Below are 26,102 nucleotides of genomic sequence, written 5' to 3' on the forward strand. Positions count from 1 at the left end.
AATCAGTCGCGAACGTAGATGATCTCGGGACCATCTTCTTCATCCAGGAAGTCGTCGCCCCAATCCTCATCACTCAGATCATCGACACTACGCACCCCGGCACGGCGCAACGCACGACGGTCATCCAGAGCCTGCAGACGGGCACGCGCCTCGCCCTCGATACGCTCGTCAAGCTCAGCCAACGCCTCGGCATAGGCCGGATCCTCGGCGATACGCAGGTCACGCTCATCCAGGTAACGCATGATCGCCTGGCTCAGCGCCTCGGTACCTTCGCGCTCCAGTGCAGAAATCACGAACACCGGCCCTTGCCAGTCAAGATGCTCGACCACGGCGCGCAGGCGCTCGTCACGCTCCTCGTCCAGCAACTGATCGGCTTTGTTCAGCACCAACCAGCGATCCCGCTCGGCCAGCGCCGGACTGAAGCGCGCCAGCTCCTCGATGATGGTCGCTGCCGCTTCGGCCGGATCGGACTCGTCCAGCGGCGCCATATCCACCAGATGCAGGAGCAGACGGGTGCGCGCCAGGTGCTTGAGGAAGCGAATCCCCAGGCCAGCGCCCTCGGAAGCGCCCTCGATCAGGCCGGGGATATCGGCAACCACGAAGCTCTTGTAGCGACCGACACTGACCACCCCCAGGTTGGGCACCAGGGTGGTAAAGGGATAATCCGCCACTTTGGGCTTGGCCGCCGAGACGGCACGGATGAAGGTGCTCTTGCCCGCATTGGGCAGACCAAGCAGCCCCACATCGGCCAGCACTTTGAGCTCCAGCTTGAGATCGCGCGCCTCACCCGGCTTGCCCGGCGAGGTCTGACGCGGCGCACGGTTGGTGCTCGACTTGAAACGGCTATTGCCCAGCCCGTGCCAGCCGCCCTGAGCCACCAGCAGGCGCTGCCCCGGCTTGACCAGGTCGCCAATGATTTCCTGGGTGGTGGCATCGATCACCGTGGTTCCCACCGGCACCGGCAGTTCCAGATCATCACCCTTGCGCCCGGTACAGTCACAGCTACCACCATTCTGCCCACGCTGGGCATCGAAACGGCGGGTATAGCGATAGTCCACCAGGGTATTGAGGTTCTCGTCAGCCACCAGGAAGACCGAGCCGCCATCGCCGCCATCGCCGCCGTTGGGGCCGCCCTTCTCGATAAATTTCTCGCGACGGAAGCTCATGCAGCCATTGCCGCCGTCGCCCGCTTTCACGTGTATGGATACTTCATCGACGAATTTCATCTAGGCGCCTCCCGCCAGGCAGCGGGTCAGAAACAACAAAAGAATACAGTGCGGCCCACAGCAGGCCTACAAACAAAAAAGCCCCGTCGCAAGACAGGGCTTTTCCAGCAAGCGCGGACTTAGGCAGTCACAACACTTACATAGCGACGGCCAAAAGCGCCCTTCACTTCAAACTTGATCACGCCTTCGACCTTGGCGAACAGGGTGTGATCCTTGCCCATGCCCACACCTACACCGGGGTGGAACTGGGTGCCGCGCTGACGCACGATGATGTTGCCGGCCTTGATGGCCTGACCGCCGTACATCTTCACGCCAAGGCGTTTACTTTCTGAGTCGCGGCCGTTACGAGTACTACCGCCAGCTTTTTTGTGTGCCATGTGTCAAATCCTCCAAAAAGGAATATTAGGCCTGGATGCCGGTGATTTTGATTTCAGTGAACCACTGGCGGTGGCCCTGACGCTTCATGTGATGCTTACGGCGACGGAACTTGATGATGCGGATCTTGTCGTGACGACCCTGGCTGACCACTTCGGCAGTCACCTTGGCACCATCTACGACCGGCGCACCGATCTTGACGTCGTCGCCATTGGCGACCAGCAGAACGCGATCGAAAGTCAGGGATTCGCCAGTAGCGACTTCCAGCTTCTCGACCTTCAGGAATTCACCTTCGGCGACTTTGTATTGCTTGCCACCGGTAACAATTACTGCGTACATGGATCTTCTCCGTTAAACCTGCTCACCCGACGCTTTATGAAAATAGCTATTGGCCGGCATGGCTGCACAAGGCCGGACTGACACCTGTGCAATTGCGTAAGGCAGGGAAATGCCCAAGAAAGTTAGGGGCCGCGATTGTACGCAAGCGCCGCGCGCACTGCAAGCCATCCACAGCGCGCAGCCCGGCTCCCGCCGGGGGCTTTCCTTGACACCCCCCCACCTGCCGCCTAGCATGCCGCGCACGTCGCCAGGAGTATCGTCCACCATGCAGTCGCCCGCCTTTTACCGTGTAGTCGCCGAGGATTTCCAGGCGGTTGACGAGATCATCCGGCAGCAGGTGGTGTCGCGTGTACCGCTGGTACAGAAAATCGGTGACTACATCATCTCCGCTGGCGGCAAGCGCCTGCGCCCCTTGCTGGTACTGCTCAGCGGCCGTGCGCTCGGCTATCAGGCCGACGACCTGCGCCTGCTGGCCGCAACCATCGAGTTCCTGCATACCGCAACCCTGCTGCACGACGACGTAGTCGACATGTCGGGCATGCGCCGCGGGCGCGCCACTGCCAACGCCCAGTGGGGCAACGCGCCCAGCGTACTGGTCGGCGACTTCCTCTATTCACGCTCCTTTGAAATGATGGTCGAGCTCGGTTCCATGTCGGTCATGCAGATTCTCTCGCATGCCACACGGGTCATCGCCGAAGGCGAAGTCCTGCAGCTCTCCAAGGTGCGCGACGCCAGCACCACCGAAGAAACCTATATGGAGGTTATCCGCGGCAAGACGGCCATGCTCTTCGAAGCCTCGACGCACAGCGCTGCCGCCCTGGCGCAGACCGGCGACAGTCAACGCCAGGCCCTGCAACGCTTCGGCGACCACCTGGGCATCGCCTTCCAACTGGTTGACGACCTGCTGGACTACCGCGGCGACGCCAGCGAACTGGGCAAGAACGTCGGCGATGACCTGGCCGAAGGCAAGCCCACCCTGCCGCTGATCGTCACCATGCGCGACGGCAACGCCGAGCAGGCCGCGCAGGTGCGCCAAGCCATCCAGCAGGGCGGCAGCCAGGATATCGAAGGTATTCGCGCCGCTGTCGAAGCCGCCGGCGCACTCGACTACACCGCCCGCCTGGCCCAGCAACACGCCGAACTGGCCATCGCCTGCCTGCAGGAACTGCCGGACAACGCACACCGCCAGGCGCTCATCGAACTGACCCGTTTCGCGGTAGCACGCAGCCACTAAGCGACACGCAGACAGCCCTTAAAAAACCGGCCCGCAGGCCGGTTTTTTTCAGGTGCCGATAGCTCAGGCGAAGATAATCTCCTCGCCGGACACCTCGGCGCGCACCACCGCCCCCGGGGCAAACTGCCCGGACAGGATCTGCTGGGCCAGCGGGTTCTCGATCCAGCGCTGGATCGCCCGCTTGAGCGGACGCGCGCCATACACCGGGTCGTAGCCGACCGCCACCAGCTTGTCCAACGCCTGCGGCGTCAGCTCCAGGCTCAGCTCGCGCTCGGCCAGACGGCGACGCAGGCGCTGCAGTTGGATTTCGGCGATACCGGCGATCTGCTCGCGGCCCAGCGGCTCGAACACCACCACTTCGTCGATACGGTTGATGAACTCGGGGCGGAAATGGCCGCTCACCGCATCCATCACCGCCGCCCGCTGCGCCTCGCGGTCACCGACCAGTTCCTGGATCTGCGCCGAGCCGAGGTTGGAGGTCATCACGATCACCGTGTTCTTGAAGTCCACGGTACGCCCGTGGCTGTCGGTCAACCGGCCATCCTCCAGCACCTGCAGCAGCACGTTGAACACATCCGGGTGAGCTTTCTCCACCTCATCCATCAGCACCACCGAATACGGCTTGCGGCGCACCGCCTCGGTCAGATAGCCGCCCTCCTCGTAGCCCACGTAGCCGGGCGGCGCACCGATCAGCCGCGCCACGCTGTGCTTCTCCATGAACTCGGACATGTCGATGCGCACCAGCGCTTCCTCGGTATCGAAGAGAAACTCGGCCAGCGCCTTGCACAACTCGGTCTTACCCACCCCGGTCGGGCCAAGGAACAGGAAGGAACCGCTCGGCCGGTTCGGATCCGCCAATCCGGCGCGCGAACGGCGCACCGCATTGGAGACCGCTACCACGGCTTCCTCCTGACCAATCACCCGCTGGTGCAACAGGCCTTCCATCTTCAGCAGCTTCTCGCGCTCGCCCTCGAGCATCTTGCTGACCGGGATACCGGTCCACTTGGAAACCACTTCGGCAATTTCTTCATCGGTCACCTTGCTGCGCAGCAACTGGTTCTCCGGCTTGCCGTGCTGATCGACCATCTGCAGACTGCGTTCCAGATCCGGAATGATGCCGTACTGCAGCTCGGCCATGCGATTGAGGTCACCCTTGCGGCGTGCCGCTTCAAGATCCGCCTTGGCCTGTTCGATCTTCTGCTGGATCTGCGCCGAGCCCTGCACTTCAGCCTTCTCCGACTTCCAGATTTCCTCCAGGTCGGCATATTCCTGCTCCAGGCGGGCAATATCCTCCTTGAGCTTCTCCAGACGCTTGAGCGCAGCCTCGTCGTCTTCCTTCTTCAGCGCCTCACGCTCCACCTTCAGCTGGATCAGCCGGCGTTCCAGACGATCCAGCTCCTCGGGCTTGGAGTCGATCTCCATGCGGATACGGCTGGCCGCCTCATCGATCAGGTCGATGGCCTTGTCCGGCAGCTGGCGGTCGGTGATGTAACGATGGCTGAGCTTGGCGGCGGCGATGATCGCCCCGTCGGTGATGGTCACCTTGTGGTGCACCTCGTAGCGCTCCTTAAGGCCACGCAGGATAGCGATGGTGTCTTCCTCGCTCGGCTCATCGACCAGTACCTTCTGGAAACGCCGCTCCAGCGCGGCATCCTTCTCGATGTACTGGCGGTATTCGTCCAGCGTGGTGGCACCCACGCAGTGCAGTTCGCCACGCGCCAGCGCCGGCTTGAGCATGTTGCCAGCATCCATGGCGCCCTCGGCCTTGCCGGCACCGACCATGGTGTGCAGCTCGTCGATGAACAGGATCACCCGCCCTTCCTGCTTGCCCAGCTCATTGAGCACGGCCTTGAGGCGCTCCTCGAACTCGCCGCGGAACTTGGCGCCGGCAATCAGCGCGCCCATATCCAGCGAGAGCAGGCGCTTGTCCTTCAGACCATCCGGCACCTCGCCATTGACGATGCGCTGGGCCAGCCCTTCGACGATGGCGGTCTTGCCCACGCCTGGTTCACCAATCAGCACCGGGTTGTTCTTGGTACGGCGCTGCAACACCTGGATGGTGCGGCGGATTTCATCATCACGGCCGATCACCGGATCCAGCTTGCCGTCTTCGGCGCGCTTGGTCAGGTCGACCGTGTACTTGTCCAGCGCCTGGCGCGACTCCTCGGCATTCGGGTCGTTTACCGCCTCGCCGCCGCGCAGGTTGGCGATGGCATTTTCCAGGGCCTTCTTGGTCACGCCCTGGCCCAGCAGCAGCTTGCCAAGACGGGTGTTTTCATCCATGCCGGCGAGCAACACCAGCTCGCTGGAAATGAACTGGTCGCCTTTCTGCTGGGCCAGGCGATCGGCCTGATTGAGCAAGCGCGCCAGATCCTGGGACAGGTTGACGTCACCTGTCGGGTTCTGGATCTTCGGCAGCTGATCCAGCTCCTTGGCCAGCGCCTGGCGCAGGCCGTTAATGTCGAAGCCAACCTGCAGGAGCAGCGGCCTGATCGAGCCGCCCTGCTGCTCCAGCAGGGCCTGCAGCAGGTGCAGAGGCTCGATGGCCGGATGATCCATCCCCACCGCCAGGGACTGGGCGTCGGACAGGGCCAATTGCAGCTTGCTGGTCAAACGATCGATACGCATAGGGCTTTCCTTCCTCGTGTTGGGCAGGCGGAGCCAGACAAACGCCCCCTGGGAAAAACCTGCCGAGATGCACTCAACATAGGGGCGTTTAACAGGGTTTCAAGCGGGGCCGGGGTCAATACCCCGTTCGGCGGACGCCGCACGCGAGACGTAGCGGCCGCGAATCAGTCCTGCAGCCAGACCAGCGAAGCAAAACGCCCGGTCGGCGTGCCACGGCGATAGGAGTAAAAGCGCGGATCACGGAAGGTATCGAAGCCACCGCCATAGATGGCCGTCACTCCGTAGCCGGCAAGGCGTTGACGCGCCAGCAGGTACAGATCGGCCAGCCATTTGCCAGGCTGCACGGCACGCTGGAAGGCCTGCGCCGCCTGCGCCTGGCGGGCCACAAAGGCTTCGCGCACCTCATCACCCACCTCGAAGGACGCCGGCCCAATCGCCGGACCAAGCCACACCAGCACGTCCTCGGGCGCCGCCGGCAAGGCCTGTAGCGTCGCTTCCAGCACGCCATCCAGCAGACCGCGCCACCCGGCATGCGCTGCCGCGACGCAACGGCCGGTGCGATCACAGAACAGCGCCGGCAGGCAGTCAGCCGTCATGACACAGGCAGCCAGCCCCGGCTGATCGGTCCAGTTGGCATCAGCCACCAGCACCCGCTGCGGATCGACCGCCATCACCTGCGTACCATGCACCTGTTCCAGCCAGCCCGGCTGGCAACCCAGGCGCTGGCACAGCAAGGCACGGTTGTGCGCCACCCGCCGGGGATCATCGCCGACATGCAGGGCCAGGTTGAAGGCGTCATAGGGCGGCAGGCTCACCCCGGGCTGACGGGTCGTCACACAGCTGCGCACCCGGGCCGGCGCCGGCCAGTCCGGGCACAGCCAGTCAGCCGACAAAGGACTCACGATCCTGTCGCAGCAGGCTGAGCATCCACACGAAGTCATCCGGCAGCGCTGACTGCCACTTCATGCGCAGCCCGGTGGCCGGGTGCTGCAGTTCGAGGAAGCGCGCATGCAGCGCCTGACGAGGGAAGCTCTTGAGTTCCTGCACCAGGGTCGGGCTAGCGCCCGGAGGAATGCGAAAACGCCCGGCATATACCGGATCGCCCACCAGCGGATAACCGATGTGACTCATGTGCACACGAATCTGGTGGGTACGCCCAGTCTCCAGCTTGACGCGCACATGGGTATGCGAGCGGAAGCGCTCCAGCACCCGGTAGTGGGTCACCGCGGGCTTGCCTCCGGCGGTCACCGCCATGCGCTGACGCTGCGCCGAACTGCGCCCGATCGGCGCATCCACCGTGCCGCCGGAGGTCAGTTGGCCTATCACGATGGCCTCGTAGATGCGCCCGACACTGCGTGCCTGCAATTGCGCCACCAGCTGGGTATGCGCCTCGATGGTCTTGGCCACCACCATCAGCCCGGTGGTGTCCTTGTCCAGGCGATGCACGATACCGGCGCGCGGCACATTGACGATATCCGGCACATGGTGCAGCAGGGCATTGAGCAGCGTACCGTCGGCATGCCCGGCAGCCGGATGCACCACCAGCCCGGCAGGCTTGTCGATGACCAGCAGGTGCTCGTCTTCGTAGACGATATTCAGTGCAATGTCCTGGGCCAGCCATTCGCCCTGGGCTTCCTGCTCGGCCTGCAACGCCAGCAGCGCACCGGCATGTACCGGGTCGCGCGGACGCAACACGGCGCCATCCACGGTCAGACGCCCCTCCTTGATCCAGGCGCTCAGGCGCGAACGCGAGTGCTCCGGGAACAGCTGCGCGGCGACCTGGTCAAGGCGCTGGCTGCCCAGTTCGTAAGGCACTTCGGCCTGCAAATGAATAGTCTGGATCGGCGAGTTGGGCATGGGCTACTGCGGCGGGGTGCGGCCTTTGGTTTCGGCGGCACGCTTGTGGTTAAATACGGCGTCTTTGCCCCGACCGAAGCGGGGCGCTCATCATAACAGGACGGCTACGCACACGACAGCCGGCCGTCACAGGGACGCAAGCCGCCATGCACGTGAAACACCTGCTGCTGATCGCCATTCTCGGCCTCACCGCCGCCTGTTCGTCCAAGGAAGTGGTGGACGAGAACCTCAGTGAAGCCCAGCTGTACCAGCAGGCCCAGGACAATCTCGACTCGCGCAGCTACAGCAGCGCCATCGCCCGCCTCAAGGCCCTGGAATCACGCTATCCGTTCGGCCGTTACGCCGAGCAGGCCCAGCTGGAACTGATCTACGCCTACTACAAGAATGCTGAACCGGAGGCTGCACGCGCCGCCGCCGAGCGTTTCATTCGCCTGCATCCGCAGCATGCCAACGTCGACTACGCCTACTACCTGAAAGGTCTGGCATCGTTCGACCAGGACCGCGGCCTGCTGGCGCGCTTCCTGCCGCTGGACATGACCAAGCGCGATCCCGGTGCGGCACGCGACTCCTACAACGAGTTTGCCCAGCTCACCAGCCGCTACCCGAATAGCCGTTACGCCCCGGATGCCAAGCAGCGCATGATCTACCTGCGCAACCTGCTGGCTGCCTACGAAGTGCATGTCGGCCACTACTACCTCAAGCGTCAGGCCTATGTCGCCGCCGCCAACCGCGGCCGCTACGTGGTGGAGAACTTCCAGGAAACCCCGGCCGTCGGCGATGGCCTGGCCATCATGGTCGAAGCCTACCAGCGCCTGACCCTGGATGATCTGGCCGCCAGCAGCCTGGAAACCCTGCAGCTCAACTACCCAGAGCATCCGTCGCTGGCCAGCGGCAGCTTCCAGCCGCGCGTCAGCGAAGCCGACGAGCGCAACTGGTTGTCGCGCACCGCACTGGGCTTCCTGGAAAGCAGCGACCCGCTGCCACCGGGCCAGACCCGTGCCAGCCAGGACGTCATCAAGCAATACGAAGACGCCGCCGAGGCCATCCCCAGCGAACTGCTCGAAGGCGTTCAACAGGAGCAGCCGGCCAAGCGCAGCTGGTTCAGCCGCCTGACCTTTGGCTTGCTCGACTAAGTCAACGCGCCACAAAAAAGCCTCTGCCAGGGCAACCTGACAGAGGCTTTTTAATACCTGCTTTCAGAGCCCGCGCAGGGCGTCCAGCAGCGCGCTGTTCTGCGCCTCGTCACCGATGCTGATGCGCAGGAACTGCTCGATGCGCGGCTGTTTGAAGTGACGCACGATCACCCCCTGCTCGCGCAGGCCGGCGGCCAGCTGGGCGGCTTCCTTGTGCGGATGGCGGGCAAACACGAAGTTGGCTGCGGACGGCAATACCTCGAATCCCAGCTGCTGCAACCCGGCCACCACGCGCTCGCGGCTATCGATCACCTGCCGGCAGGTCTGCTGGAAGTACGCCTTGTCCTCGAACGCCGCCGCAGCGCCGGCAATCGCCAGGCGATCCAGCGGATAGGAATTGAAGCTGTTCTTGATCCGCTCCAGCGCCTCAATCAGATCGGCATGCCCCACTGCCAGGCCAACCCGCAACCCGGCCAGGGAACGCGACTTGGACAGGGTCTGGGTGACCAGCAGATTGGGGTACTGATCGACCAGGCTGATTGCCGTTTCGCCCCCGAAATCGATATAGGCCTCATCCACCAGCACCACACTGTGCGGATTGGCCTTGAGCAGCTGTTCGATGGCCTGCAGCGCCAAGACCCGGCCAGTCGGGGCGTTGGGGTTGGGGAAGATAATCCCGCCATTGGGCCGAGCGTAATCTTCCACGCGGATCTGGAACTGTTCATCCAGAGGCACCCGCACAAAGTCGATGCCGTACAGACCGCAATACACCGGGTAGAAGCTGTAGCTGATATCCGGGAACAGCAAGGGTTGGCCATGCTGGAACAGGCCATGGAAGGCATGCGCCAACACCTCGTCGGAGCCGTTGCCGACGAACACCTGCTTGCTGCTCACCCCGTAGTAGTCGGCCACCGCCTGCTTGAGGCGCTCGCCATTCGGGTCAGGATACAGGCGCAGGTCATCGTTCAGTTCGGCCTGCATGGCGGCAATCGCCTTGGGCGAAGGCCCATAGGGATTCTCGTTGGTATTGAGCTTGACCAGCTTGCTCAGCTTGGGCTGCTCGCCCGGCACATAGGGCACTAGGTCCTTGACGAAGGGGCTCCAGAATTTGCTCATCTGCCCTTCTCTCCTCTAAAAATCGCTGGAGGCAGGAGGCTGGAGGCTGGACGAAAGCAGCATGTACCTCGTCCAACCTTCAGCCCCCGGCGCTTTTATCGGCTTTTCAGCCCTTGATGCGGTATTCGGCACTGCGCGCATGCGCGGTCAGCGACTCACCACGCGCCAACACCGACGCCACCTTGCCCAGTTCCGAGGCGCCGTCAGCCGAGCAATGGATGATCGACGAGCGCTTCTGGAAGTCATACACACCCAGCGGCGAGGAATAGCGCGCAGTACCGGAGGTCGGCAGCACGTGGTTGGGCCCGGCACAGTAGTCGCCCAGTGCTTCGGCGGTGTAGCGCCCCATGAAAATGGCACCGGCATGGCGGATCTGCGCCAGGTATTGCCCGGGGTTCTCTACCGACAGCTCCAGGTGCTCGGGAGCGATACGGTTGGCCACCTCGATAGCCTGGGCCATATCGGCGACCTGAATCAGCGCGCCGCGCCCCTGCAGCGAAGTACGTGCTATCGCCTCGCGCTCCAGAGTCGGCAGCAGGCGTTCGATGCTCTGCTCTACGCGGTCGAGGAACGCTGCATCCGGGCTGACCAGGATCGACTGGGCATCCTCATCATGTTCAGCCTGGGAAAACAGGTCCATGGCGATCCAGTCCGGGTCGGTCTGCCCATCGCAGACCACGAGAATCTCCGACGGGCCGGCGATCATGTCGATACCGACCTTGCCGAACACGTGGCGCTTGGCAGTCGCCACATAGATATTGCCCGGACCGACAATCTTGTCCACCGGCGGCACGCTCTCGGTGCCGTAGGCCAGCGCAGCAACCGCCTGCGCCCCACCGATGGTGAAGACCCGGTCGACACCGGCGATACAGGCGGCGGCCAGTACCAGTTCATTGACCTCGCCACGCGGCGTCGGCACCACCATGACCACTTCCGGCACCCCGGCCACCTTGGCCGGAATGGCATTCATCAGCACCGACGAGGGATAGGAGGCCTTGCCACCCGGCACATACAGGCCGGCGCGATCCAGCGGAGTGACCTTCTGCCCCAGTACGGTGCCGTCGGCTTCGGTGTAACTCCAGGAGTCCTGTTTCTGCCGCTCGTGGTATACCCGCACGCGCTCGGCGGCTTTTTCCAGAGCCGCACGCTGCTCGCTGCTGATCCGCGTCAGCGCCAGCTCCAGACGCTCACGTGGCAGGATCAGCTCGGCCATGCTGGCGACGTCCAGGCCATCGAACTGCCGGGTAAAGTCGACGAGCGCGGCATCGCCACGCACGCGTACCGTCTGAATGATCTCCAGCACGCGCTGGTTGACCGCGTCGTCCGAAACGCTCTCCCAACTCAGCAGATGATCCAGATGCTGGGCAAAGTCCTGGTCAGCGGCATTGAGTCGGCGAATAGCGGTAGGTGCAGTCATGACGAGCCTCTTGATGGCAAATACTCGGGCGTCGCTAGACTAGCAAGCCCTCCGCCTGGACGCCCGAGAAAAGTCTCTATGACACGGATAGGGCCGGGATATGCACGGGCAGCGCAGTGCCGTGCGAAAAGTCAGCCCAGATGTCGCGCCTCGACCGCCTCGCGCAGGGTCTCGATCAGTGCCTGGATGCGCGCATGCTGCATCTTCATCGCCGCCTTGTTGACGATCAGCCGCGAGCTGATGGTGGCAATCAATTCCTGGGGCTCCAGGCCATTGGCACGCAGGGTGTTTCCGGTATCCACGACATCGATGATCTTGTCGGCCAGGCCGACCAGCGGCGCCAGCTCCATCGAGCCATACAGCTTGATGATGTCTACCTGGCGCCCCTGTTCGGCATAGTAACGCTTGGCAACGTTGACGAACTTGGTGGCCACGCGCAGGCGCCCCTTGGGTTCGGCAGCGCCCACCTTACCGGCGGTCATCAGTTTGCACTGGGCAATGCGCAGGTCCAGCGGTTCGTACAGCTGGCCACCGTACTCCATCAGCACATCCTTGCCGGCCACGCCGATATCCGCGGCACCGTGCTCGACATAGGTCGGGACGTCGGTGGCGCGCACGATCAACAGGCGCACATCCTCCAGCGTGGTGGGAATGATCAGCTTCCGGCTCTTTTCCGGATTCTCGGTCGGCGCGATACCCGCCGCCGCCAGCAACGGCAGGGTGTCGTCGAGAATACGGCCTTTGGACAGGGCGATGGTCAGCATGCAGCGAATTCCTTGGCAACGGGCAGCCCGGCGCTAAGCCGGGCAGGCAGTAAGGGTTGGCTAATCAGCCCGGCACGCGGCGAATCTTCGCGCCCAGCTGCTGCAGTTTTTCCTCGATGCACTCGTAGCCACGGTCGATGTGGTAGATGCGGTCGATCAGCGTCTCGCCTTCGGCTACCAGCGCAGCAATCACCAGACTGGCCGATGCCCGCAGGTCGGTAGCCATCACCGGAGCCCCTTTCAGGCTCGGCACGCCCGTGACCACCGCGGTATTGCCTTCAACGAGAATCTGCGCGCCCATGCGGTTCATTTCATAGACATGCATGAAGCGGTTCTCGAAGACGGTCTCGATCACGGTACCCGTCCCCTCGGCGACCGCATTGAGGGCAATGAACTGCGCCTGCATGTCAGTCGGGAAGGCCGGATAGGGTGCGGTACGCAGGTTGACCGCACGCGGACGCTTGCCCTTCATGTCCAGCTCGATCCAGTCCTTGCCGCTGGTGATTTCCGCACCGGCTTCCTGCAGCTTGGCGAGTACCGCTTCGAGGATGGTCGGATCGGTATCCTTGAGCTTGACGCGTCCACCGGTAGCCGCCGCCGCCACCAGATAGGTGCCGGTCTCGATGCGGTCAGGCATCACGTTGTAACGCCCGCCACCCAGGCGCTCGACGCCATCGATGGTAATGGTATCGGTGCCGGCACCACTGACCTTGGCGCCCATGGCATTGAGGAAGTTGGCCAGGTCGACCACTTCCGGCTCGCGCGCGGCATTTTCCAGCACACTGCGACCCTTGGCCAGGGCTGCTGCCATCATGATGTTCTCGGTACCGGTCACGCTGACGATATCGAAGAAGAAGTGCGCGCCGCGCAGGCCACCCTCAGGGGCCTTGGCCTTGATATAGCCGCCTTCCACATCAATCTTCGCGCCCATCGCTTCGAGGCCGCGAATGTGCAGGTCGACCGGACGCGAGCCAATCGCGCAGCCGCCCGGCAGGGCCACTTCGGCTTCACCAAAGCGTGCCACCATCGGCCCCAGCACGAGGATCGAGGCGCGCATGGTCTTGACCAGCTCGTAAGGTGCCACCAGCGTGGTGATGGTGCTGGCATCCACCTCGACATTGAGCTTTTCGTCGATCACCGGCTGCACCCCCATGCGACCGAACAGCTCGATCATGGTGGTGATGTCATGCAGGTGCGGCAGGTTGCCGACCGTTACCGGCGTATCGGCCAGCAGGGTAGCTGCCAGGATCGGCAGCGCGGCGTTCTTCGCGCCGGAAATACGGATTTCACCGTCCAGGCGTGTGCCGCCGGTAATGATCAACTTGTCCATATAGGGTCTCTGGCCCGCCGGGCGCTCAGGTGCGTTGCGCCCAATCGGCGCGGGAGAAGAATTTCATGTTGACGGCATGAATGCTGCCATCGGCAATCCAGTGATTGAGATGGGCATATACCTGTTGCTGGCGCTTGACCGGGCTCAGGGCTGCCAGTTCGTCACTGATCAGGTTGAGCTGGAAGTTGCAGCCTTCACCTTCGATCTCGACTTGGGTATTGGCCATCTTCTCTTCAAGAAGGCGCTTCACTTCAACAGCCTGCATGGGCGTCCTCATTCGAGCGGGTAACCAAGGAGCCGACTACGGCCCCTCTCGGAGCCGGCCATCATACAAAAAGCCCCGCGCCGGCGAAACCTCAGCTGTCGCCCAGCGGCAAGCATTCATCCAGCGCACAGACCTCGGCAATCTGCCGCATGTCCTCGGGCAGGCCGACAATGCGTACCGTCTTGCCCTGCGCCTGAGCGTCACGCATGAAGGCCAGCAACAACGCCAGACCGACACTACTCGACTTGCTGACGGCCTGACAGTCGATCTGCAGCTGCTCGCCAGCCAGCCCTCGCAACAAGCGCCCGCCCTGCTCGCGCAACTGCGGCCCGCTGGTATAGTCGAGCACACCGCTCAGGCTCAGGCAGTTACCCTGCAGATTGACCTGGGCCTCACTCATTGCGCTGCAGCCTGCTCGCCCTGGCGGGAGCGCGCCACCAGCTCGGCCCAGCCGGCAATGGTCTTGTCCAGGTCGTTGCGATTGCTTTGCATGCTTTGCGCAAACTGGTCACGGAACAGTTTGCCGACGTTGATGCCATTGATCACCATGTTGCGCAGCTTCCATTGCTCATCCAGGCGCACCATGGTGTAGGACAGCGGGTAGACCGTGCCGCGGGCATCGCGAATCTCCATGTTTACCGTGCTGCGCTGGGCATCCTGGGCATTGGCCACCGGTAGCACGCGAATATCCTGGTTGTCGTACTCAAGCAGGGCATTGCCGTAGAACTGCATCAGGCTGCGTTTGAACTCTTCCTCGAAACGCTGCAACTGCTCGGCACTGGCGCGCCGGCTGTAGCGCACAGTCATCACCCCACGGGCAATTCCCTGCACATCGACCACCGGGCCCAGAATGCGTTCCAGGCTGGCGTAGAACGCCGCCGGATCAGCCTTGTACTGCACCTTGTTAGCCTTCAGGTCAGCCAGCAGGGTGTCGGTGGTCTGCTGCACAACCTGCTGTGCAGCCGGCATTGCCAGGGCGCTCAGCGGCAGGGCCAGCAGCAGCCCCAGGGCCAGTTGACGAACACGACTGAACATCTGTTTTTCCTCCAGGCAGCCCGCGCCGCCATCACTCGCTGTCTTTGTTGACCGAATTGAGCATGAACTTACCGATCAGGTCTTCGAGAACCAGGGCCGACTGGGTGTCGTGGATGGTACTGCCGTCCACCAAAACCTCTTCTTCACCCCCTACGCTCAGGCCGATGTACTTCTCGCCGAGCAGGCCCGCAGTAAGAATCGAAGCCGTCGAGTCGACCGGCAGGTTATCGACGCGCTTATCGATCTCCAGAGTCACACGCCCCATGTAGCTGTCACGATCCAGATCGATGGCCGTGACCTTGCCGACCACCACGCCGGCCATGGTGACCTTGGCCCGTACAGTCAGGCCGGAGATGTTGTCGAAATAGGCCTGTATGCGATAGGTCTCGGCGCTCGGGCTGACCGTCAGCCCGCTGACCCGCAGGGCCAGCAGCAACAACGCCAGCAGTCCGGCCAGCAGGAACAGGCCGACACCGATTTCCAGGGTGCGGTTTTGCATCAGAAGTCTCCAAACATCAGGGCAGTCAGGATGAAGTCCAGTCCCAGCACGGCAAGCGAGGCATAGACCACGGTACGGGTAGTGGCACGACTGATACCTTCCGAGGTGGGTTCGCAGTCATAGCCCTGGAATACCGCAATCCAGGTCACCACGAAGGCAAACACCACGCTCTTGATCACGCCATTGAGCACATCGTCATAGAAGCTGACACTGTTCTGCATGTTGGCCCAAAACGAGCCCTCATACACACCCAGCCAGTCGATCGCGACCATGGCGCCTCCCCAGATTCCCACCACACTGAAAATGGCGGCGAGCAGCGGCATGGAAATGAAGCCGGCCCACAGACGCGGCGCGATGATGTACTTGAGCGGATCGACGCCGATCATCTCCAGGCTGGAAATCTGCTCGGTGGACTTCATGTTGCCGATTTCCGCGGTCAGCGCCGAACCGGCACGCCCGGCAAACAGCAGGCCGGTGACCACCGGCCCCAGCTCACGCAGCAGAGTCAGCGCGACCATCTGCCCGACGGCCTGCGCCGAACCGTAGTCAACCAGAATGCTATAGCCCTGCAGGGCCAGCACCATGCCGATGAAAACGCCGGCGACGATGATGATCGGCAGAGACAGCACGCCCACGCCATACAGCTGCTTGACCAACAGGGCAAAACCATTGCGCGTACCGCTGCGACCGATCAGCGCATGGCCGAGGAACAGCACGGCACGCCCCATGGCCTGCAGCACCGCCAGGCCACTGACGCCGAGCAGACGCACCCGTTCCAACAGGCTGCGGCGCTTCATTGCGCACCTCCCAGCAAGTCGGTCCGATAATCCACGGCGGGAAAATGGAAAGGCACCGGCCCATCAGGAATCCCTTGCATGAACTGGCGAATCTGCGGATCCTGCGAGGCCATTAGCTCCGCCGGCGTGCCATGCCCCAACACCCGTGCATCACCGACCACATAGATATAGTCGGCAATGCTCGCCGTCTCGGCGAGATCATGGGACACCACGATGCTGGTAATTCCCAGCGCATCGTTGAGCAACCGGATCAGGCGCACCAGCACCCCCATGGCAATCGGGTCTTGACCGACGAACGGTTCGTCATACATGAGAATCTGCGGATCCAGAGCAATCGCCCGAGCCAGTGCCACACGACGCTTCATACCGCCAGACAATTCGTCCGGCATCAGTTCCACGGCACCTCGCAAGCCCACCGCCTGCAACTTCATCAACACGATGTCGCGGATCATTTCCTCCGGCAGGCGCGTATGCACCCGCAGCGGAAAGGCCACGTTCTCGAATACATTGAGATCGGTAAACAGCGCGCCGCTCTGGAACAGCACACCGAACTGCTTGCGCATGTGAAACAGCTCGCTACGCGACAGTTGCGGCAGGTTGCACTGGTTCACCCATACCTCGCCGGCATGTGGGCGCAACTGTGCCGCAATCAGGCGCAGCAAGGTGGTCTTGCCGCAACCGGACGGCCCCATGATCCCGGTGACCTTGCCACGCGGGATACGGATATCCACCTTGTCGAAAATGGTGCGCGCACCGCGCCGAAAGGTCAGTCCTTTCAGTTCGACGGCATAGGCATTATCGACGCTCATCATCTCTCCTTGGCGACCCTCGTCCTGTCGCTGGCCGGGCCGGCATCTCGCGCCCCGGCGAATTGGCCGCGCACTATACCACCGCCCCCCCGCGCACCCCAACCTGGCAACATCCGGCAACATCCGGCAACATCCGGCAACATCCGGCAGCATCTGCAGCACACAGCCTGCGACACAGGCACTGGCAGGCATACCGGGCTTTGGCGGTATACTCTGCATCTTTTGTTGCCAGCTGTTACGCCCATGACCGACACACGCACCCTGCTGCACTCCGCGCAACGCACCATCGACCTGGAACGCCAAGCCATCGACAGCCTGCGTGCCCGCCTCAACGGCGACTTCACCCGTGCCTGCGAGCTGATCCTCGCCTGCAAGGGCCGCGTGGTCGTGGTCGGCATGGGCAAGTCCGGGCATATCGGCAACAAGATCGCCGCCACCCTGGCCAGCACCGGCACCCCCGCCTTCTTCGTGCATCCCGCCGAGGCCAGTCACGGCGACATGGGCATGATCACCCGTGATGACCTGGTGCTGGCTCTGTCCAACTCGGGCAGCACCTCGGAAATCGTCACGCTGCTACCACTGATCAAGCGCATGGGCATCACCCTGATCAGCATGACCGGCAATAGCGCCTCTCCGCTGGCACAGGCCGCGGAAGTCAACCTTGACGCTAGCGTCGAGCAGGAAGCCTGCCCGCTGAACCTGGCACCCACCGCCTCTACCACGGTCAGCCTGGTGCTCGGCGATGCCCTGGCCATTGCCCTGCTCGAGGCACGCGGTTTCACCGCCGAAGACTTCGCCTTCTCGCATCCCGGCGGAGCCTTGGGTCGGCGCCTGCTGCTCAAGGTTGAGCACGTCATGCACAGCGGCGAGCGCCTGCCTTGCGTCGCCCGCGGCACCTCGCTGCGTGAAGCCCTGCTGGAAATGACCCGCAAGGGACTGGGCATGACGGTAATTCTTGAAGGTGACGGCCGTTTGGCCGGCGTCTTCACCGATGGCGACCTGCGTCGCACCCTGGACAAGGGCATTGATCTGCGCAGCGCGGCAATCGACGAGGTGATGACCCCGCACGGCAAGACCGCTCGCCCCGAGATGCTCGCCGCGGAAGCCTTGAAAATCATGGAAGACCACAAGATCAACGCCCTGGTGGTAGTCGACGGTAACGACCGTCCGGTGGGCGCCCTGAACATGCACGACCTGTTACGTGCCGGAGTTCTCTGAACATGAGCAATGCCCTGCTGCAACGCGCCAAGGCCGTACGCCTGGCCATTTTCGACGTCGACGGCGTGCTGACCGATGGGCGCCTGTATTTCCTGGCCGACGGCAGTGAATTCAAGACGTTCAACACACTGGACGGCCACGGCATCAAGATGCTGATCGCCAGCGGCGTACAAACCGCGATCATCAGCGGACGCAGTTCGCCAGTGGTTGAACGACGCGCCGCCAACCTGGGCATCCAACACCTCATCCAGGGGCGTGAGGACAAACTGGTGGTACTGGAGCAGCTGCTCGGCGAACTGGGCCTGGGTTACGAGGAAGTTGCCTACCTCGGCGACGACCTGCCCGACCTGCCGGTGATCCGCCGGGTGGGCCTGGGCATGGCCGTAGCCAGCGCCGATGCCTTCGTACGCCAGCACGCTCACGGCATTACCAGTGCCGCCGGCGGCGCGGGCGCCGCACGCGAGTTCTGCGAACTGATCATGCGCGCCCAGGGCACCCTCGAACAGGCACAGGCGGCCTACCTGTGAAACGACCGAACAAAAACCTGCGCCTGGCCCTGTTGGGCTTGCCGGTGCTTATCGGTCTGCTGGCGCTGGGCTACTGGAACATCCGACCGGAAACCTTCCTGGCCCGGACCGCCAACACCAGCAGCGCCGAGCAGGTGGACTTCTACATCATCGGCACGGAAACCGTGCAGTACCAGGCCGACGGCACCCTCGACTACCGCCTGCAGGCCCCGCGCCTGGAGCACCTGCAGCGCAGCGAACTAACCCTGGTCGAGCAGCCCGACCTGCTGCTATACCGCGGCAACCCACATCCCTGGCATGTACAAAGCACCCGCGGCGAAGCCAAGGGCGACGGCAGCGAGGTGGAACTGATCGACAATGTACGCATTGCCCGTACCGACGCACGCGGCCGCCCGACCCTGCTGACCACCAGCCGGCTGACGGTTTTTCCCGACAAGGAATATGCCGAAACCCGGCAAGCCGTTAGAATCGACGCCGCCAACGGGGTGACCACGGCACAAGGAATGAAAGCGTACCTGCAAGACAGCCGGATGCACCTGCTGTCCAACGTAAGAGGCCAGCATGAGGTTCGATAACCCAATCCCCCTGTTTTTTTCGCTCGCCCTGGCCTGCGCCAGCAGCGTCGCCATGGCCCTGCCCAGCGATCGCGAGCAACCCATCCGCGTGCAGGCCGACAGTGCCGAACTGGACGAACGCCAGGGTGTAGCCGTTTACCGCGGCAGCGTGGTGATCACCCAGGGCACCCTGAAGATCACCGGCGACACAGTGACCATCACCCAAGACAAGAATGGTGATATCGAAGTGTTCACGGCGGTCGGCAATCGCGCCTACTACGAACAAAAGCCGGCCGTCGACAAGGACATCGTCAAGGCCTACGGCCGCACTATCCAGTACTTTGCCGCCAACGAACGGATCATCCTTATCGATCAGGCCAAGGTCGTGCAGCAGGGCAACACCTTCGAGGGCGAAAAAATCGTCTATGACACGCGCCGCCAGATCGTCAACGCCGGTCGTGCCAGCGGCAATGCCATCAGCACGCCGCGTCCGCGCATCGACATGATCCTGCAACCGCGCAAGAACCAGGCCCAATAATGGCAACTCTCCAAGCTCAGCACCTGGCCAAGAGCTACAAAGGCCGCCAGGTGGTTCGCGACGTCAGCCTCAGCATCGACAGCGGGCAGATCGTCGGCCTGCTCGGCCCCAACGGCGCCGGCAAAACCACCTGCTTCTACATGATCGTTGGCCTGGTACAGGCTGATCAGGGGCGCATCCTCATCGATCAGCAGGATCTCAGCCACCAGCCCATGCATGGCCGCGCCCGTGCCGGCATCGGCTACCTGCCCCAGGAGGCCTCGATCTTTCGCAAGCTGAGCGTTGCCGACAACATCATGGCGATCCTGGAAACCCGCAAGGACCTCGATCGCGCCGGTCGCCGCCAGGCCCTGGAGGACCTCCTGCAGGAGTTCCATATTCACCACATTCGTGACAGCCTGGGCATGAGCCTGTCCGGCGGCGAACGGCGCCGCGTGGAAATTGCCCGCGCCCTGGCCACCGAACCCAAGTTCATCCTGCTCGACGAACCCTTTGCCGGTGTCGACCCCATCTCGGTGGGCGATATCAAGCAGATCATCCACCACCTGAAGAATCGCGGCATCGGCATCCTGATCACCGACCACAATGTCCGCGAGACCCTCGACATCTGTGAAACCGCCTATATTGTCAGCGAAGGGCGACTGATTGCCGAAGGTAACGCTGAAGCCATTCTGGCCAACCAGCACGTCAAGGAAGTCTACCTCGGCCACGAGTTCCGCTTATAAAGCCGCGCCTCGCAGGCAACGGCCTGCTAGGCAAAGCGCAAAAAATCAGGCATATATCTTGCTTCCTGGCGGCGCCTCAAGGCGCCCTGTAGTGGATGGCGCGAAGGCGCCGGCAAACAAGGTGCTAGCCCCCTGCTATGAAACCATCGCTCGTACTCAAGATGGGCCAGCAGCTGACGATGACACCGCAGCTGCAACAAGCCATTCGCCTGCTTCAGCTCTCGACACTGGACCTGCAGCAGGAAATCCAGGAAGCGCTGGAATCCAACCCGATGCTCGAACGCCAGGAAGAAGGCGAAGACTTCGACAACAGCGACCCGCTGGCCGAAGGCGACAGCCTGACCCTGACCAGCCCGCAGGAAATTGCCAGTACCAGCAGCGAACAACACGAAGCACAGCTCGAAGAAGGTGAGTGGCACGAGCGCATTCCCAGCGAACTGCCGGTCGATACCGCCTGGGAAGATGTCTACCAGACCAGCGCCAGTAGCCTGCCGAGCAATGATGACGACGAATGGGACTTCACCAGCCGCACCAGCAGCGGCGAAAGCCTGCACAGCCATCTGCTCTGGCAGCTCAATCTGGCGCCGATGAGCGACAAGGACCGGCTGATCGCGGTCACCCTGATCGATTGCATGAACCCCCAGGGTTACCTTGAGGAAACCCTTGAAGAAGTCCTCGAAGCCTTCGATCCCGAACTGGATGTCGAACTCGACGAGATCGAGGCCGTTCTGCACCGCATCCAGCAATTCGAGCCCGCCGGTATTGGCGCACGCGATCTGCGTGAGTGCCTGCTGCTGCAACTGCGTCAACTGCCTGCGCAAACCGCCTGGCTGGAAGAAGCCAAACGCCTGGTCGAGGAACATCTTGACCTGCTGGGCAGCCGTGACTATGCCGCACTGGGACGGCGCCTGCGCCTCAAGGAAGACGAACTGCGCCAGGTCGTCGAACTGATCCAGCGCCTCAACCCACGCCCCGGCGCACAGATCGAAAGCAGCGAACCCGAATACATCGTGCCCGATATCATCGTGCGCAAGGACAATGAGCGCTGGCTGGTCGAACTTAACCAGGAGGCCATGCCACGCCTGCGCGTCAACCCGCAATACGCCGGTTTCGTTCGCCGCGCCGACTCCAGCGCCGACAACACCTTCATGCGCAACCAGCTGCAGGAAGCCCGCTGGTTCATCAAAAGCCTGCAGAGCCGCAATGAAACCCTCATGAAGGTGGCGACCCAGATCGTCGAACACCAACGCGGCTTCCTCGACTACGGTGACGAGGCCATGAAGCCGCTGGTGCTGCATGACATTGCCGAAGCAGTGGGCATGCACGAGTCAACCATTTCGCGAGTCACCACGCAGAAATACATGCACACCCCACGGGGCATTTACGAACTGAAATACTTCTTCTCCAGCCATGTGAGCACGGCAGCAGGCGGCGAATGCTCATCCACTGCAATACGTGCCATCATCAAGAAACTGGTGGCGGCGGAGAACAGCAAAAAGCCATTGAGCGACAGCAAGATCGCTGGTCTACTGGAAGCACAAGGCATTCAGGTAGCCCGCCGCACAGTGGCCAAATACCGCGAGTCACTGGGTATTGCACCCTCCAGCGAACGCAAGCGGCTACTCTGAACACACTCAGACAACGGCCGGAAATTGATTCAGGCCAAGTAATTACCCCGACGGCTGAGCTAGCCTGTCACTACCCACCGGGCAACAAGGAGAAGCGGTATGCAAGTCAACATCAGTGGACACCAACTGGATGTGACCGACGCCCTGCGCGACTACATCGGCGAGAAACTCAGCCGTCTGGAGCGCCATTTCGACAAGATCACCAACGTGCAGATCATCCTTGAGGTCGAGAAGCTCAAGCAGAAAATCGAAGCCACCCTGCACATCGCCGGCGGCGAAGTCGTCGCCAACGCCGAGCATGAAGACATGTACGCGGCCATTGATCTGCTGGCTGACAAACTGGACCGCCAGCTGATCAAGCACAAGGAAAAGCACCTCGACCGCCAGCAGGGCGCAACCGTCCGCTGATCCCATGATCCGTCTCGAAAATATCCTGACCCCCGGCCGTTCCCTGGTGAACGTGCCGGGCGGCAGCAAGAAACGCGTCCTCGAACAGATCGCTCAGCTGATTGCCCGCGACCTGCCCGACCTGGATGCACAACAAATCTTTGAAAGCCTGATTGCCCGCGAGAAGCTTGGCTCGACCGGCTTTGGCAACGGCATCGCCATCCCCCACTGTCGTCTGCCCGGTTGCAGCCAGCCACTGAGCGCCGTGTTGCGCCTGGATGCCCCCGTGGATTTCGACGCCATCGACGGCGCCCCGGTGGATCTGCTGTTTGTCCTGCTGGTTCCTGAAGCAGCTACCGACGAACACCTGGAACTACTCCGACAGATCGCCAGCATGCTCGATCGCGCCGACGTGCGGGAGCGCCTGCGCCAGGCCGACAGCAACGAGGCCCTGTTGCAGGTGGTACTGGCCGTGCAGAGCGGCAGTTAAGCCTGGCCATGCAGCTGATCATCGTCAGCGGCCGCTCCGGCTCGGGCAAGAGTACGGCACTGGACGTGCTGGAAGACCATGGTTTCTACTGCATCGACAACCTGCCGGCGGCGTTGCTGCCGGAATTGGCCGAACGCGCTCTGCTGCATACCGAACTGATGCATCCACGGGTCGCCGTATCCATCGATGCGCGCAACATGCCCAGCCAGTTGCAACGCTTTCCCGAACTCCTGGCTGACGTACGCGCCCGGCATATCCAATGCCATGTCCTGTATCTGGATGCTGCGGACGAGACCCTGCTCAAGCGCTTTTCCGAAACCCGGCGCCGCCACCCGCTGACCAACGACCAGCGCTCACTGGGCGAGGCTATTGCCGACGAGAAGGTCCTGCTCGGCAGTATTGCCGACCTGGCCGACTTGCGTATCGATACTACCCAGCTGAACCTCTATCAGCTGCGCGACATTCTCAAGCTGCGTCTGCTCAACACCCCCGAGCCCGGCACCGCATTCCTGATCGAGTCCTTTGGCTTCAAGCGCGGTGCCCCCGTGGATGCCGACCTGGTATTCGATGTGCGCTGCCTACCCAACCCCTACTGGAAGCCTGAACTGCGCGCCCAGTCCGGACTGGATCAGGGCGTACAGGAATACCTGGCCGCGCAGAGCGATGTCGGCGAAATGCTTAACGACCTGCTGGCCTACCTGCACAAGTGGCTGCCACGCTTTGCCGCAAGCAATCGCGCCTATGTCACCGTGGCTATTGGTTGCACTGGCGGCCAACACCGCTCGGTCTACCTGGCCGAACGCCTCGGACAAGCCTTGCGTCCACTGCTGAAGAACGTGCAAATTCGCCATCGCGATCTGCACTAAGGACCAGCCCATGCCCGCGCGCGACATCACCATCATCAACAAGCTCGGCCTGCATGCCCGCGCCGCGGCCAAGTTCGTCGGCGTGGCCAATCGCTTCCCCTGCCAGATTCGCCTGGGGCGCTGCGACAGCAGCCTGGTGGATGGCAAGAGCATCATGTCGGTAATGATGCTGGCGGCCGGCAAGGGCACCGCGCTGCGCCTGCATGGTGAAGGCGAACAGGCCGAAGAAGCGCTGGACGCGCTGTGCGCGCTGATCGAGGACTTCTTCGAGGAAGGCGAATAGCGACTGCACGTCGCCAGCACATCAACGGCCCGTCCACGGCCCGCCTGAGCAACCAAGCCCCGCCGCGATGTGCAGTGCAGGGCTGGTGTTTGCACCCTGCTCTTAACTGCCCGCCACGGTCATCCGTTCGATCAGCAGCGAACCGCTACGCACATTGCCGCGCCACTCCAGATCAGCGCCCACCGCGACTATCTGGCGGAACATATCGCGCAGGTTTCCGGCGATCGTCACTTCCTCGACGGGGAACTGGATCTCGCCGTTTTCCACCCAGAAGCCTGCCGCTCCCCGCGAATAGTCACCGGTCACCAAGTTCACGCCCTGCCCCATCAGCTCGGTGACCAGCAGGCCACGCCCCATCTGCCGCAGCAGCGCGGCCTGGTCATCCGTGCCATGGCTGACGAACAGGTTGTGCACACCGCCCGCATTGGCGGTGCTGGGCATGCCCAGCTTGCGCCCGGAGTAGGTACCCAGCACGTAGGAGACCAGACGGCCCTGCGCAATGAACGCCTTGTCGTAGGTGGCCAGACCATCGCCGTCAAACGCCGCACTGGCCAGTCCACCCGGCAGCCGCGGGCGTTCATCGATGGTCATCCACTCAGGGAACAGCGTCTGGCCCAATGCATCCACCAGGAACGAGGAGCGCCGGTACAGGTTGCCACCGGAAATCGCCGCCAGCAGATGACCAAACAGGCCACCAGCCAATTCGGCGGCAAACAGCACCGGCACCTCGCAGGTCGGCACCGAACGCGCACCCAGACGCCGAACCGCCCGTTCAGCAGCACGCCGACCAATCAGCTCGGGGCTTTCCAGGCGCTCAGCGCGACGGTTCAAGTCATACCAGTAGTCACGCTGCATCTGCCCGGCCTGCTCGGCAATCATCACGCAGCTCAGGCTGTGCCGGCTGCTGGTGTAGCCGCCGATGAAGCCGTGACTGTTGCCATAGACCCGGCAGCCCTGGTGACTGGACAAGCTGCTGCCATCGGCATTGCGGATGCGCGGATCATGGGCAAACGCTGCGGCCTCGCACTGCAGGGCCAGCTCGATGGCCTGCTCAGGCTCGATCGACCAGGGATGGTAAAGATCCAGGTCGGGCAGCTCGCGGGCCATCAACGCCGCGTCGGCCAGGCCAGCGCAGTCATCCTCGCTGGCATGCTGGGCAATCGCCAGCGCGGCGGCCACGGTTTCGCGAATGGCCTCTGTGCCGCTGGCCGAGGTGCTCGCCGAGCCTTTGCGCTGCCCTAGATAGAGGGTAATGCCAAAGCCCTGGTCACGATTGAACTCAACGGTCTCCACCTCACCCTGGCGTACACTGGTGGTCAGCCCCTGCTCCAGCGACACCGCCACCTCGCAGGCACTGGCGCCCTGCCGGCGCGCTTCATCGATAATCTGTTCGACCTGCTCGGCCAGCTGTTGCTGAGCTTGCGGCCCTACCCCTTGCACTGCACTCATTGCCTTACTCCACTACCCGGCAGTCGCTCGGACAAGCGCTGCCGGACTGGTTATCATGGGCAGGTTTCCCACTGGACCCTGCCCATGGCCGAATTTTTCGATGACGACTTCTCTGGCGAGAAGAGCAAATCCCAGATCAAGCGCGAACTGCACGAACTGCAGGAGCTGGGCGCGCGCCTGACCACCCTGACGCCCGACATGCTGGCCAAGTTGCCACTCAGCGACGCCCTGCACAAGGCATTGCTCGACGCCCCCAAGCACCATGCGCATATTGCCCGCAAACGCCACCTGCAATACATCGGCAAACTGATGCGCAGCGCCGATGTCGAGGCGATTCGCGCGCTGGTTGACCAGCTGGACGCCTCCACCCGCGAATACAACGAACGCTTCCATGCCCTGGAGCGCTGGCGTGACCGCCTGCTCAATGGCGATGACCAGACCCTCGAACAGTTCGTCAGCGACTACCCGGACACCGACCGCCAGCACCTGCGCGGGCTGATCCGCCATGCCCAGCATGAAGCGGCCCACAACAAGCCACCGGCCGCCGCACGCAAGGTCTTCAAGTACATCCGCGAACTCGACGAGCGCCAGCGCGGCTTGCGCTGAAGGCCCC

The 26,102-nt window shown here is 62.8% G+C and carries 30 protein-coding genes; 13 read left to right on the plus strand and 17 right to left on the minus strand.

The window, feature by feature from the left end:
* Window positions 1–2 precede the first annotated feature (2 nt).
* From cgtA to rplU, 3 genes are all read right to left on the minus strand, one after another.
* Window positions 3–1,226, minus strand: a complete 1,224-nt coding sequence (gene cgtA, locus CW360_RS05140) for an Obg family GTPase CgtA (protein ID WP_093985126.1) — start codon at window positions 1,224–1,226, stop codon at window positions 3–5.
* A 119-nt stretch (window positions 1,227–1,345) separates the two neighbouring features.
* Window positions 1,346–1,603: a 50S ribosomal protein L27 gene (rpmA, locus tag CW360_RS05145; protein WP_093985127.1), complete on the minus strand. Its 258-nt coding sequence runs from the start codon at window positions 1,601–1,603 to the stop codon at window positions 1,346–1,348.
* 25 nt (window positions 1,604–1,628) lie between these two features.
* Window positions 1,629–1,940, minus strand: a complete 312-nt coding sequence (gene rplU / locus CW360_RS05150; RefSeq protein WP_093985128.1) for a 50S ribosomal protein L21 — start codon at window positions 1,938–1,940, stop codon at window positions 1,629–1,631.
* Between the two features lie 265 nt (window positions 1,941–2,205).
* Here rplU and CW360_RS05155 point away from each other — a divergent pair, with 265 nt between their 5' ends.
* Window positions 2,206–3,174, plus strand: a complete 969-nt coding sequence (locus CW360_RS05155; protein ID WP_101192964.1) for a polyprenyl synthetase family protein — start codon at window positions 2,206–2,208, stop codon at window positions 3,172–3,174.
* Window positions 3,175–3,237: 63 nt separating this feature from the next.
* On the opposite strand, the gene clpB is transcribed toward CW360_RS05155, so the two are convergent.
* The 3 genes from clpB to rluD all read right to left on the minus strand — a co-directional run bounded on the left by clpB (window position 3,238) and on the right by rluD (window position 7,659).
* Window positions 3,238–5,802 (minus strand): ATP-dependent chaperone ClpB, encoded by a 2,565-nt coding sequence (gene clpB / locus CW360_RS05160; RefSeq protein WP_101192965.1) that lies wholly within the window; start codon window positions 5,800–5,802, stop codon window positions 3,238–3,240.
* A 164-nt stretch (window positions 5,803–5,966) separates the two neighbouring features.
* Window positions 5,967–6,695 (minus strand): peptidoglycan editing factor PgeF, encoded by a 729-nt coding sequence (gene pgeF / locus CW360_RS05165; RefSeq protein WP_101192966.1) that lies wholly within the window; start codon window positions 6,693–6,695, stop codon window positions 5,967–5,969.
* Window positions 6,685–7,659: a 23S rRNA pseudouridine(1911/1915/1917) synthase RluD gene (gene rluD / locus CW360_RS05170; RefSeq protein ID WP_101192967.1), complete on the minus strand. Its 975-nt coding sequence runs from the start codon at window positions 7,657–7,659 to the stop codon at window positions 6,685–6,687. Before rluD ends, pgeF begins: the two co-directional genes overlap by 11 nt.
* Before the next feature lie 146 nt (window positions 7,660–7,805).
* Here rluD and CW360_RS05175 point away from each other — a divergent pair, with 146 nt between their 5' ends.
* On the plus strand, window positions 7,806–8,792 hold the full coding sequence (locus CW360_RS05175) for an outer membrane protein assembly factor BamD (protein ID WP_101192968.1): 987 nt from the start codon (window positions 7,806–7,808) through the stop codon (window positions 8,790–8,792).
* A 63-nt stretch (window positions 8,793–8,855) separates the two neighbouring features.
* Here the strand turns inward: CW360_RS05175 and hisC are convergent, their stop codons facing one another.
* The 10 genes from hisC to CW360_RS05225 all read right to left on the minus strand — a co-directional run bounded on the left by hisC (window position 8,856) and on the right by CW360_RS05225 (window position 16,824).
* A complete protein-coding gene (gene hisC, locus CW360_RS05180; protein ID WP_101192969.1) occupies window positions 8,856–9,908 on the minus strand; it encodes a histidinol-phosphate transaminase in 1,053 nt (350 codons plus the stop codon).
* 106 nt (window positions 9,909–10,014) lie between these two features.
* Window positions 10,015–11,325: a histidinol dehydrogenase gene (gene hisD, locus CW360_RS05185; RefSeq protein ID WP_101192970.1), complete on the minus strand. Its 1,311-nt coding sequence runs from the start codon at window positions 11,323–11,325 to the stop codon at window positions 10,015–10,017.
* A gap of 131 nt (window positions 11,326–11,456) precedes the next feature.
* Complete coding sequence (gene hisG / locus CW360_RS05190; RefSeq protein ID WP_101192971.1) at window positions 11,457–12,089, minus strand: ATP phosphoribosyltransferase; 633 nt, start codon at window positions 12,087–12,089, stop codon at window positions 11,457–11,459.
* A 64-nt stretch (window positions 12,090–12,153) separates the two neighbouring features.
* Window positions 12,154–13,419: a UDP-N-acetylglucosamine 1-carboxyvinyltransferase gene (gene murA / locus CW360_RS05195; RefSeq protein ID WP_093985137.1), complete on the minus strand. Its 1,266-nt coding sequence runs from the start codon at window positions 13,417–13,419 to the stop codon at window positions 12,154–12,156.
* A 25-nt stretch (window positions 13,420–13,444) separates the two neighbouring features.
* Window positions 13,445–13,684 carry a BolA family protein gene (locus tag CW360_RS05200; protein ID WP_093985138.1) on the minus strand — a complete coding sequence of 80 codons (240 nt, stop codon included), beginning with the start codon at window positions 13,682–13,684 and terminating at the stop codon, window positions 13,445–13,447.
* Between the two features lie 91 nt (window positions 13,685–13,775).
* A complete protein-coding gene (locus tag CW360_RS05205; protein ID WP_093985139.1) occupies window positions 13,776–14,084 on the minus strand; it encodes an STAS domain-containing protein in 309 nt (102 codons plus the stop codon).
* A complete protein-coding gene (locus CW360_RS05210; protein ID WP_093985140.1) occupies window positions 14,081–14,719 on the minus strand; it encodes an MlaC/ttg2D family ABC transporter substrate-binding protein in 639 nt (212 codons plus the stop codon). The genes CW360_RS05205 and CW360_RS05210 overlap by 4 nt, the downstream gene beginning before the upstream one ends.
* Window positions 14,720–14,750: 31 nt before the next feature.
* Complete coding sequence (mlaD, locus tag CW360_RS05215) at window positions 14,751–15,218, minus strand: outer membrane lipid asymmetry maintenance protein MlaD (protein ID WP_093985141.1); 468 nt, start codon at window positions 15,216–15,218, stop codon at window positions 14,751–14,753.
* On the minus strand, window positions 15,218–16,015 hold the full coding sequence (mlaE, locus tag CW360_RS05220) for a lipid asymmetry maintenance ABC transporter permease subunit MlaE (RefSeq protein ID WP_093985142.1): 798 nt from the start codon (window positions 16,013–16,015) through the stop codon (window positions 15,218–15,220). The genes mlaD and mlaE overlap by 1 nt, the downstream gene beginning before the upstream one ends.
* The gene (locus CW360_RS05225; protein WP_101192972.1) at window positions 16,012–16,824 is read right to left on the minus strand and encodes an ATP-binding cassette domain-containing protein; all 813 of its coding nucleotides are present in this window, start codon (window positions 16,822–16,824) and stop codon (window positions 16,012–16,014) included. Before CW360_RS05225 ends, mlaE begins: the two co-directional genes overlap by 4 nt.
* A 243-nt stretch (window positions 16,825–17,067) precedes the next feature.
* Here CW360_RS05225 and CW360_RS05230 point away from each other — a divergent pair, with 243 nt between their 5' ends.
* The 10 genes from CW360_RS05230 (at window position 17,068) to CW360_RS05275 (ending at window position 24,040) form a co-directional block, all read left to right on the plus strand.
* Window positions 17,068–18,042 carry a KpsF/GutQ family sugar-phosphate isomerase gene (locus tag CW360_RS05230; protein ID WP_101192973.1) on the plus strand — a complete coding sequence of 325 codons (975 nt, stop codon included), beginning with the start codon at window positions 17,068–17,070 and terminating at the stop codon, window positions 18,040–18,042.
* Between the two features lie 2 nt (window positions 18,043–18,044).
* A complete protein-coding gene (locus CW360_RS05235; protein WP_093985145.1) occupies window positions 18,045–18,569 on the plus strand; it encodes a KdsC family phosphatase in 525 nt (174 codons plus the stop codon).
* Complete coding sequence (gene lptC, locus CW360_RS05240) at window positions 18,566–19,144, plus strand: LPS export ABC transporter periplasmic protein LptC (protein WP_101192974.1); 579 nt, start codon at window positions 18,566–18,568, stop codon at window positions 19,142–19,144. Before CW360_RS05235 ends, lptC begins: the two co-directional genes overlap by 4 nt.
* Window positions 19,131–19,661, plus strand: coding sequence for a lipopolysaccharide transport periplasmic protein LptA (gene lptA, locus CW360_RS05245; RefSeq protein WP_093985147.1), 531 nt, complete (start codon window positions 19,131–19,133; stop codon window positions 19,659–19,661). Before lptC ends, lptA begins: the two co-directional genes overlap by 14 nt.
* Window positions 19,661–20,386 carry an LPS export ABC transporter ATP-binding protein gene (lptB, locus tag CW360_RS05250; protein ID WP_093985148.1) on the plus strand — a complete coding sequence of 242 codons (726 nt, stop codon included), beginning with the start codon at window positions 19,661–19,663 and terminating at the stop codon, window positions 20,384–20,386. Before lptA ends, lptB begins: the two co-directional genes overlap by 1 nt.
* Window positions 20,387–20,523: 137 nt before the next feature.
* Window positions 20,524–22,014, plus strand: coding sequence for an RNA polymerase factor sigma-54 (locus CW360_RS05255; RefSeq protein WP_093985149.1), 1,491 nt, complete (start codon window positions 20,524–20,526; stop codon window positions 22,012–22,014).
* Between the two features lie 99 nt (window positions 22,015–22,113).
* Window positions 22,114–22,422 carry a ribosome hibernation-promoting factor, HPF/YfiA family gene (gene hpf, locus CW360_RS05260; protein ID WP_093985150.1) on the plus strand — a complete coding sequence of 103 codons (309 nt, stop codon included), beginning with the start codon at window positions 22,114–22,116 and terminating at the stop codon, window positions 22,420–22,422.
* A 4-nt stretch (window positions 22,423–22,426) separates the two neighbouring features.
* Window positions 22,427–22,891 (plus strand): PTS IIA-like nitrogen regulatory protein PtsN, encoded by a 465-nt coding sequence (gene ptsN, locus CW360_RS05265; protein WP_093985151.1) that lies wholly within the window; start codon window positions 22,427–22,429, stop codon window positions 22,889–22,891.
* An 8-nt stretch (window positions 22,892–22,899) separates the two neighbouring features.
* A complete protein-coding gene (gene rapZ / locus CW360_RS05270) occupies window positions 22,900–23,757 on the plus strand; it encodes an RNase adapter RapZ (RefSeq protein WP_101192975.1) in 858 nt (285 codons plus the stop codon).
* 10 nt (window positions 23,758–23,767) lie between these two features.
* A complete protein-coding gene (locus CW360_RS05275) occupies window positions 23,768–24,040 on the plus strand; it encodes an HPr family phosphocarrier protein (RefSeq protein ID WP_101192976.1) in 273 nt (90 codons plus the stop codon).
* A 102-nt stretch (window positions 24,041–24,142) separates the two neighbouring features.
* Here CW360_RS05275 and pmbA read toward each other — a convergent pair whose 3' ends face one another.
* On the minus strand, window positions 24,143–25,489 hold the full coding sequence (gene pmbA / locus CW360_RS05280; RefSeq protein ID WP_101192977.1) for a metalloprotease PmbA: 1,347 nt from the start codon (window positions 25,487–25,489) through the stop codon (window positions 24,143–24,145).
* An 84-nt stretch (window positions 25,490–25,573) separates the two neighbouring features.
* On the opposite strand from pmbA, the gene yjgA reads away from it, so the two are divergent.
* On the plus strand, window positions 25,574–26,095 hold the full coding sequence (gene yjgA / locus CW360_RS05285; protein WP_101192978.1) for a ribosome biogenesis factor YjgA: 522 nt from the start codon (window positions 25,574–25,576) through the stop codon (window positions 26,093–26,095).
* Window positions 26,096–26,102: the final 7 nt, after the last annotated feature.

This window comes from Pseudomonas fluvialis (assembly GCF_002835605.1).
GTDB classification, from domain to species: domain Bacteria; phylum Pseudomonadota; class Gammaproteobacteria; order Pseudomonadales; family Pseudomonadaceae; genus Aquipseudomonas; species Aquipseudomonas fluvialis.

Excerpts from the sequence above, each read along its gene's own strand:
- cgtA (WP_093985126.1), bottom strand. The coding sequence starts at position 1,226 with ATGAAATTCGTCGATGAAGTATCCATACACGTGAAAGCGGGCGACGGC.
- rpmA (WP_093985127.1), bottom strand. The coding sequence starts at position 1,603 with ATGGCACACAAAAAAGCTGGCGGTAGTACTCGTAACGGCCGCGACTCA.
- rplU (WP_093985128.1), bottom strand. The coding sequence starts at position 1,940 with ATGTACGCAGTAATTGTTACCGGTGGCAAGCAATACAAAGTCGCCGAA.
- CW360_RS05155 (WP_101192964.1), top strand. The coding sequence starts at position 2,206 with ATGCAGTCGCCCGCCTTTTACCGTGTAGTCGCCGAGGATTTCCAGGCG.
- clpB (WP_101192965.1), bottom strand. The coding sequence starts at position 5,802 with ATGCGTATCGATCGTTTGACCAGCAAGCTGCAATTGGCCCTGTCCGAC.
- rluD (WP_101192967.1), bottom strand. The coding sequence starts at position 7,659 with ATGCCCAACTCGCCGATCCAGACTATTCATTTGCAGGCCGAAGTGCCT.
- CW360_RS05175 (WP_101192968.1), top strand. The coding sequence starts at position 7,806 with ATGCACGTGAAACACCTGCTGCTGATCGCCATTCTCGGCCTCACCGCC.
- hisC (WP_101192969.1), bottom strand. The coding sequence starts at position 9,908 with ATGAGCAAATTCTGGAGCCCCTTCGTCAAGGACCTAGTGCCCTATGTG.
- hisD (WP_101192970.1), bottom strand. The coding sequence starts at position 11,325 with ATGACTGCACCTACCGCTATTCGCCGACTCAATGCCGCTGACCAGGAC.
- hisG (WP_101192971.1), bottom strand. The coding sequence starts at position 12,089 with ATGCTGACCATCGCCCTGTCCAAAGGCCGTATTCTCGACGACACCCTG.
- murA (WP_093985137.1), bottom strand. The coding sequence starts at position 13,419 with ATGGACAAGTTGATCATTACCGGCGGCACACGCCTGGACGGTGAAATC.
- CW360_RS05200 (WP_093985138.1), bottom strand. The coding sequence starts at position 13,684 with ATGCAGGCTGTTGAAGTGAAGCGCCTTCTTGAAGAGAAGATGGCCAAT.
- CW360_RS05205 (WP_093985139.1), bottom strand. The coding sequence starts at position 14,084 with ATGAGTGAGGCCCAGGTCAATCTGCAGGGTAACTGCCTGAGCCTGAGC.
- CW360_RS05210 (WP_093985140.1), bottom strand. The coding sequence starts at position 14,719 with ATGTTCAGTCGTGTTCGTCAACTGGCCCTGGGGCTGCTGCTGGCCCTG.
- mlaD (WP_093985141.1), bottom strand. The coding sequence starts at position 15,218 with ATGCAAAACCGCACCCTGGAAATCGGTGTCGGCCTGTTCCTGCTGGCC.
- mlaE (WP_093985142.1), bottom strand. The coding sequence starts at position 16,015 with ATGAAGCGCCGCAGCCTGTTGGAACGGGTGCGTCTGCTCGGCGTCAGT.
- CW360_RS05225 (WP_101192972.1), bottom strand. The coding sequence starts at position 16,824 with ATGAGCGTCGATAATGCCTATGCCGTCGAACTGAAAGGACTGACCTTT.
- CW360_RS05230 (WP_101192973.1), top strand. The coding sequence starts at position 17,068 with ATGACCGACACACGCACCCTGCTGCACTCCGCGCAACGCACCATCGAC.
- CW360_RS05235 (WP_093985145.1), top strand. The coding sequence starts at position 18,045 with ATGAGCAATGCCCTGCTGCAACGCGCCAAGGCCGTACGCCTGGCCATT.
- lptA (WP_093985147.1), top strand. The coding sequence starts at position 19,131 with ATGAGGTTCGATAACCCAATCCCCCTGTTTTTTTCGCTCGCCCTGGCC.
- lptB (WP_093985148.1), top strand. The coding sequence starts at position 19,661 with ATGGCAACTCTCCAAGCTCAGCACCTGGCCAAGAGCTACAAAGGCCGC.
- CW360_RS05255 (WP_093985149.1), top strand. The coding sequence starts at position 20,524 with ATGAAACCATCGCTCGTACTCAAGATGGGCCAGCAGCTGACGATGACA.
- hpf (WP_093985150.1), top strand. The coding sequence starts at position 22,114 with ATGCAAGTCAACATCAGTGGACACCAACTGGATGTGACCGACGCCCTG.
- ptsN (WP_093985151.1), top strand. The coding sequence starts at position 22,427 with ATGATCCGTCTCGAAAATATCCTGACCCCCGGCCGTTCCCTGGTGAAC.
- rapZ (WP_101192975.1), top strand. The coding sequence starts at position 22,900 with ATGCAGCTGATCATCGTCAGCGGCCGCTCCGGCTCGGGCAAGAGTACG.
- CW360_RS05275 (WP_101192976.1), top strand. The coding sequence starts at position 23,768 with ATGCCCGCGCGCGACATCACCATCATCAACAAGCTCGGCCTGCATGCC.
- pmbA (WP_101192977.1), bottom strand. The coding sequence starts at position 25,489 with ATGAGTGCAGTGCAAGGGGTAGGGCCGCAAGCTCAGCAACAGCTGGCC.
- yjgA (WP_101192978.1), top strand. The coding sequence starts at position 25,574 with ATGGCCGAATTTTTCGATGACGACTTCTCTGGCGAGAAGAGCAAATCC.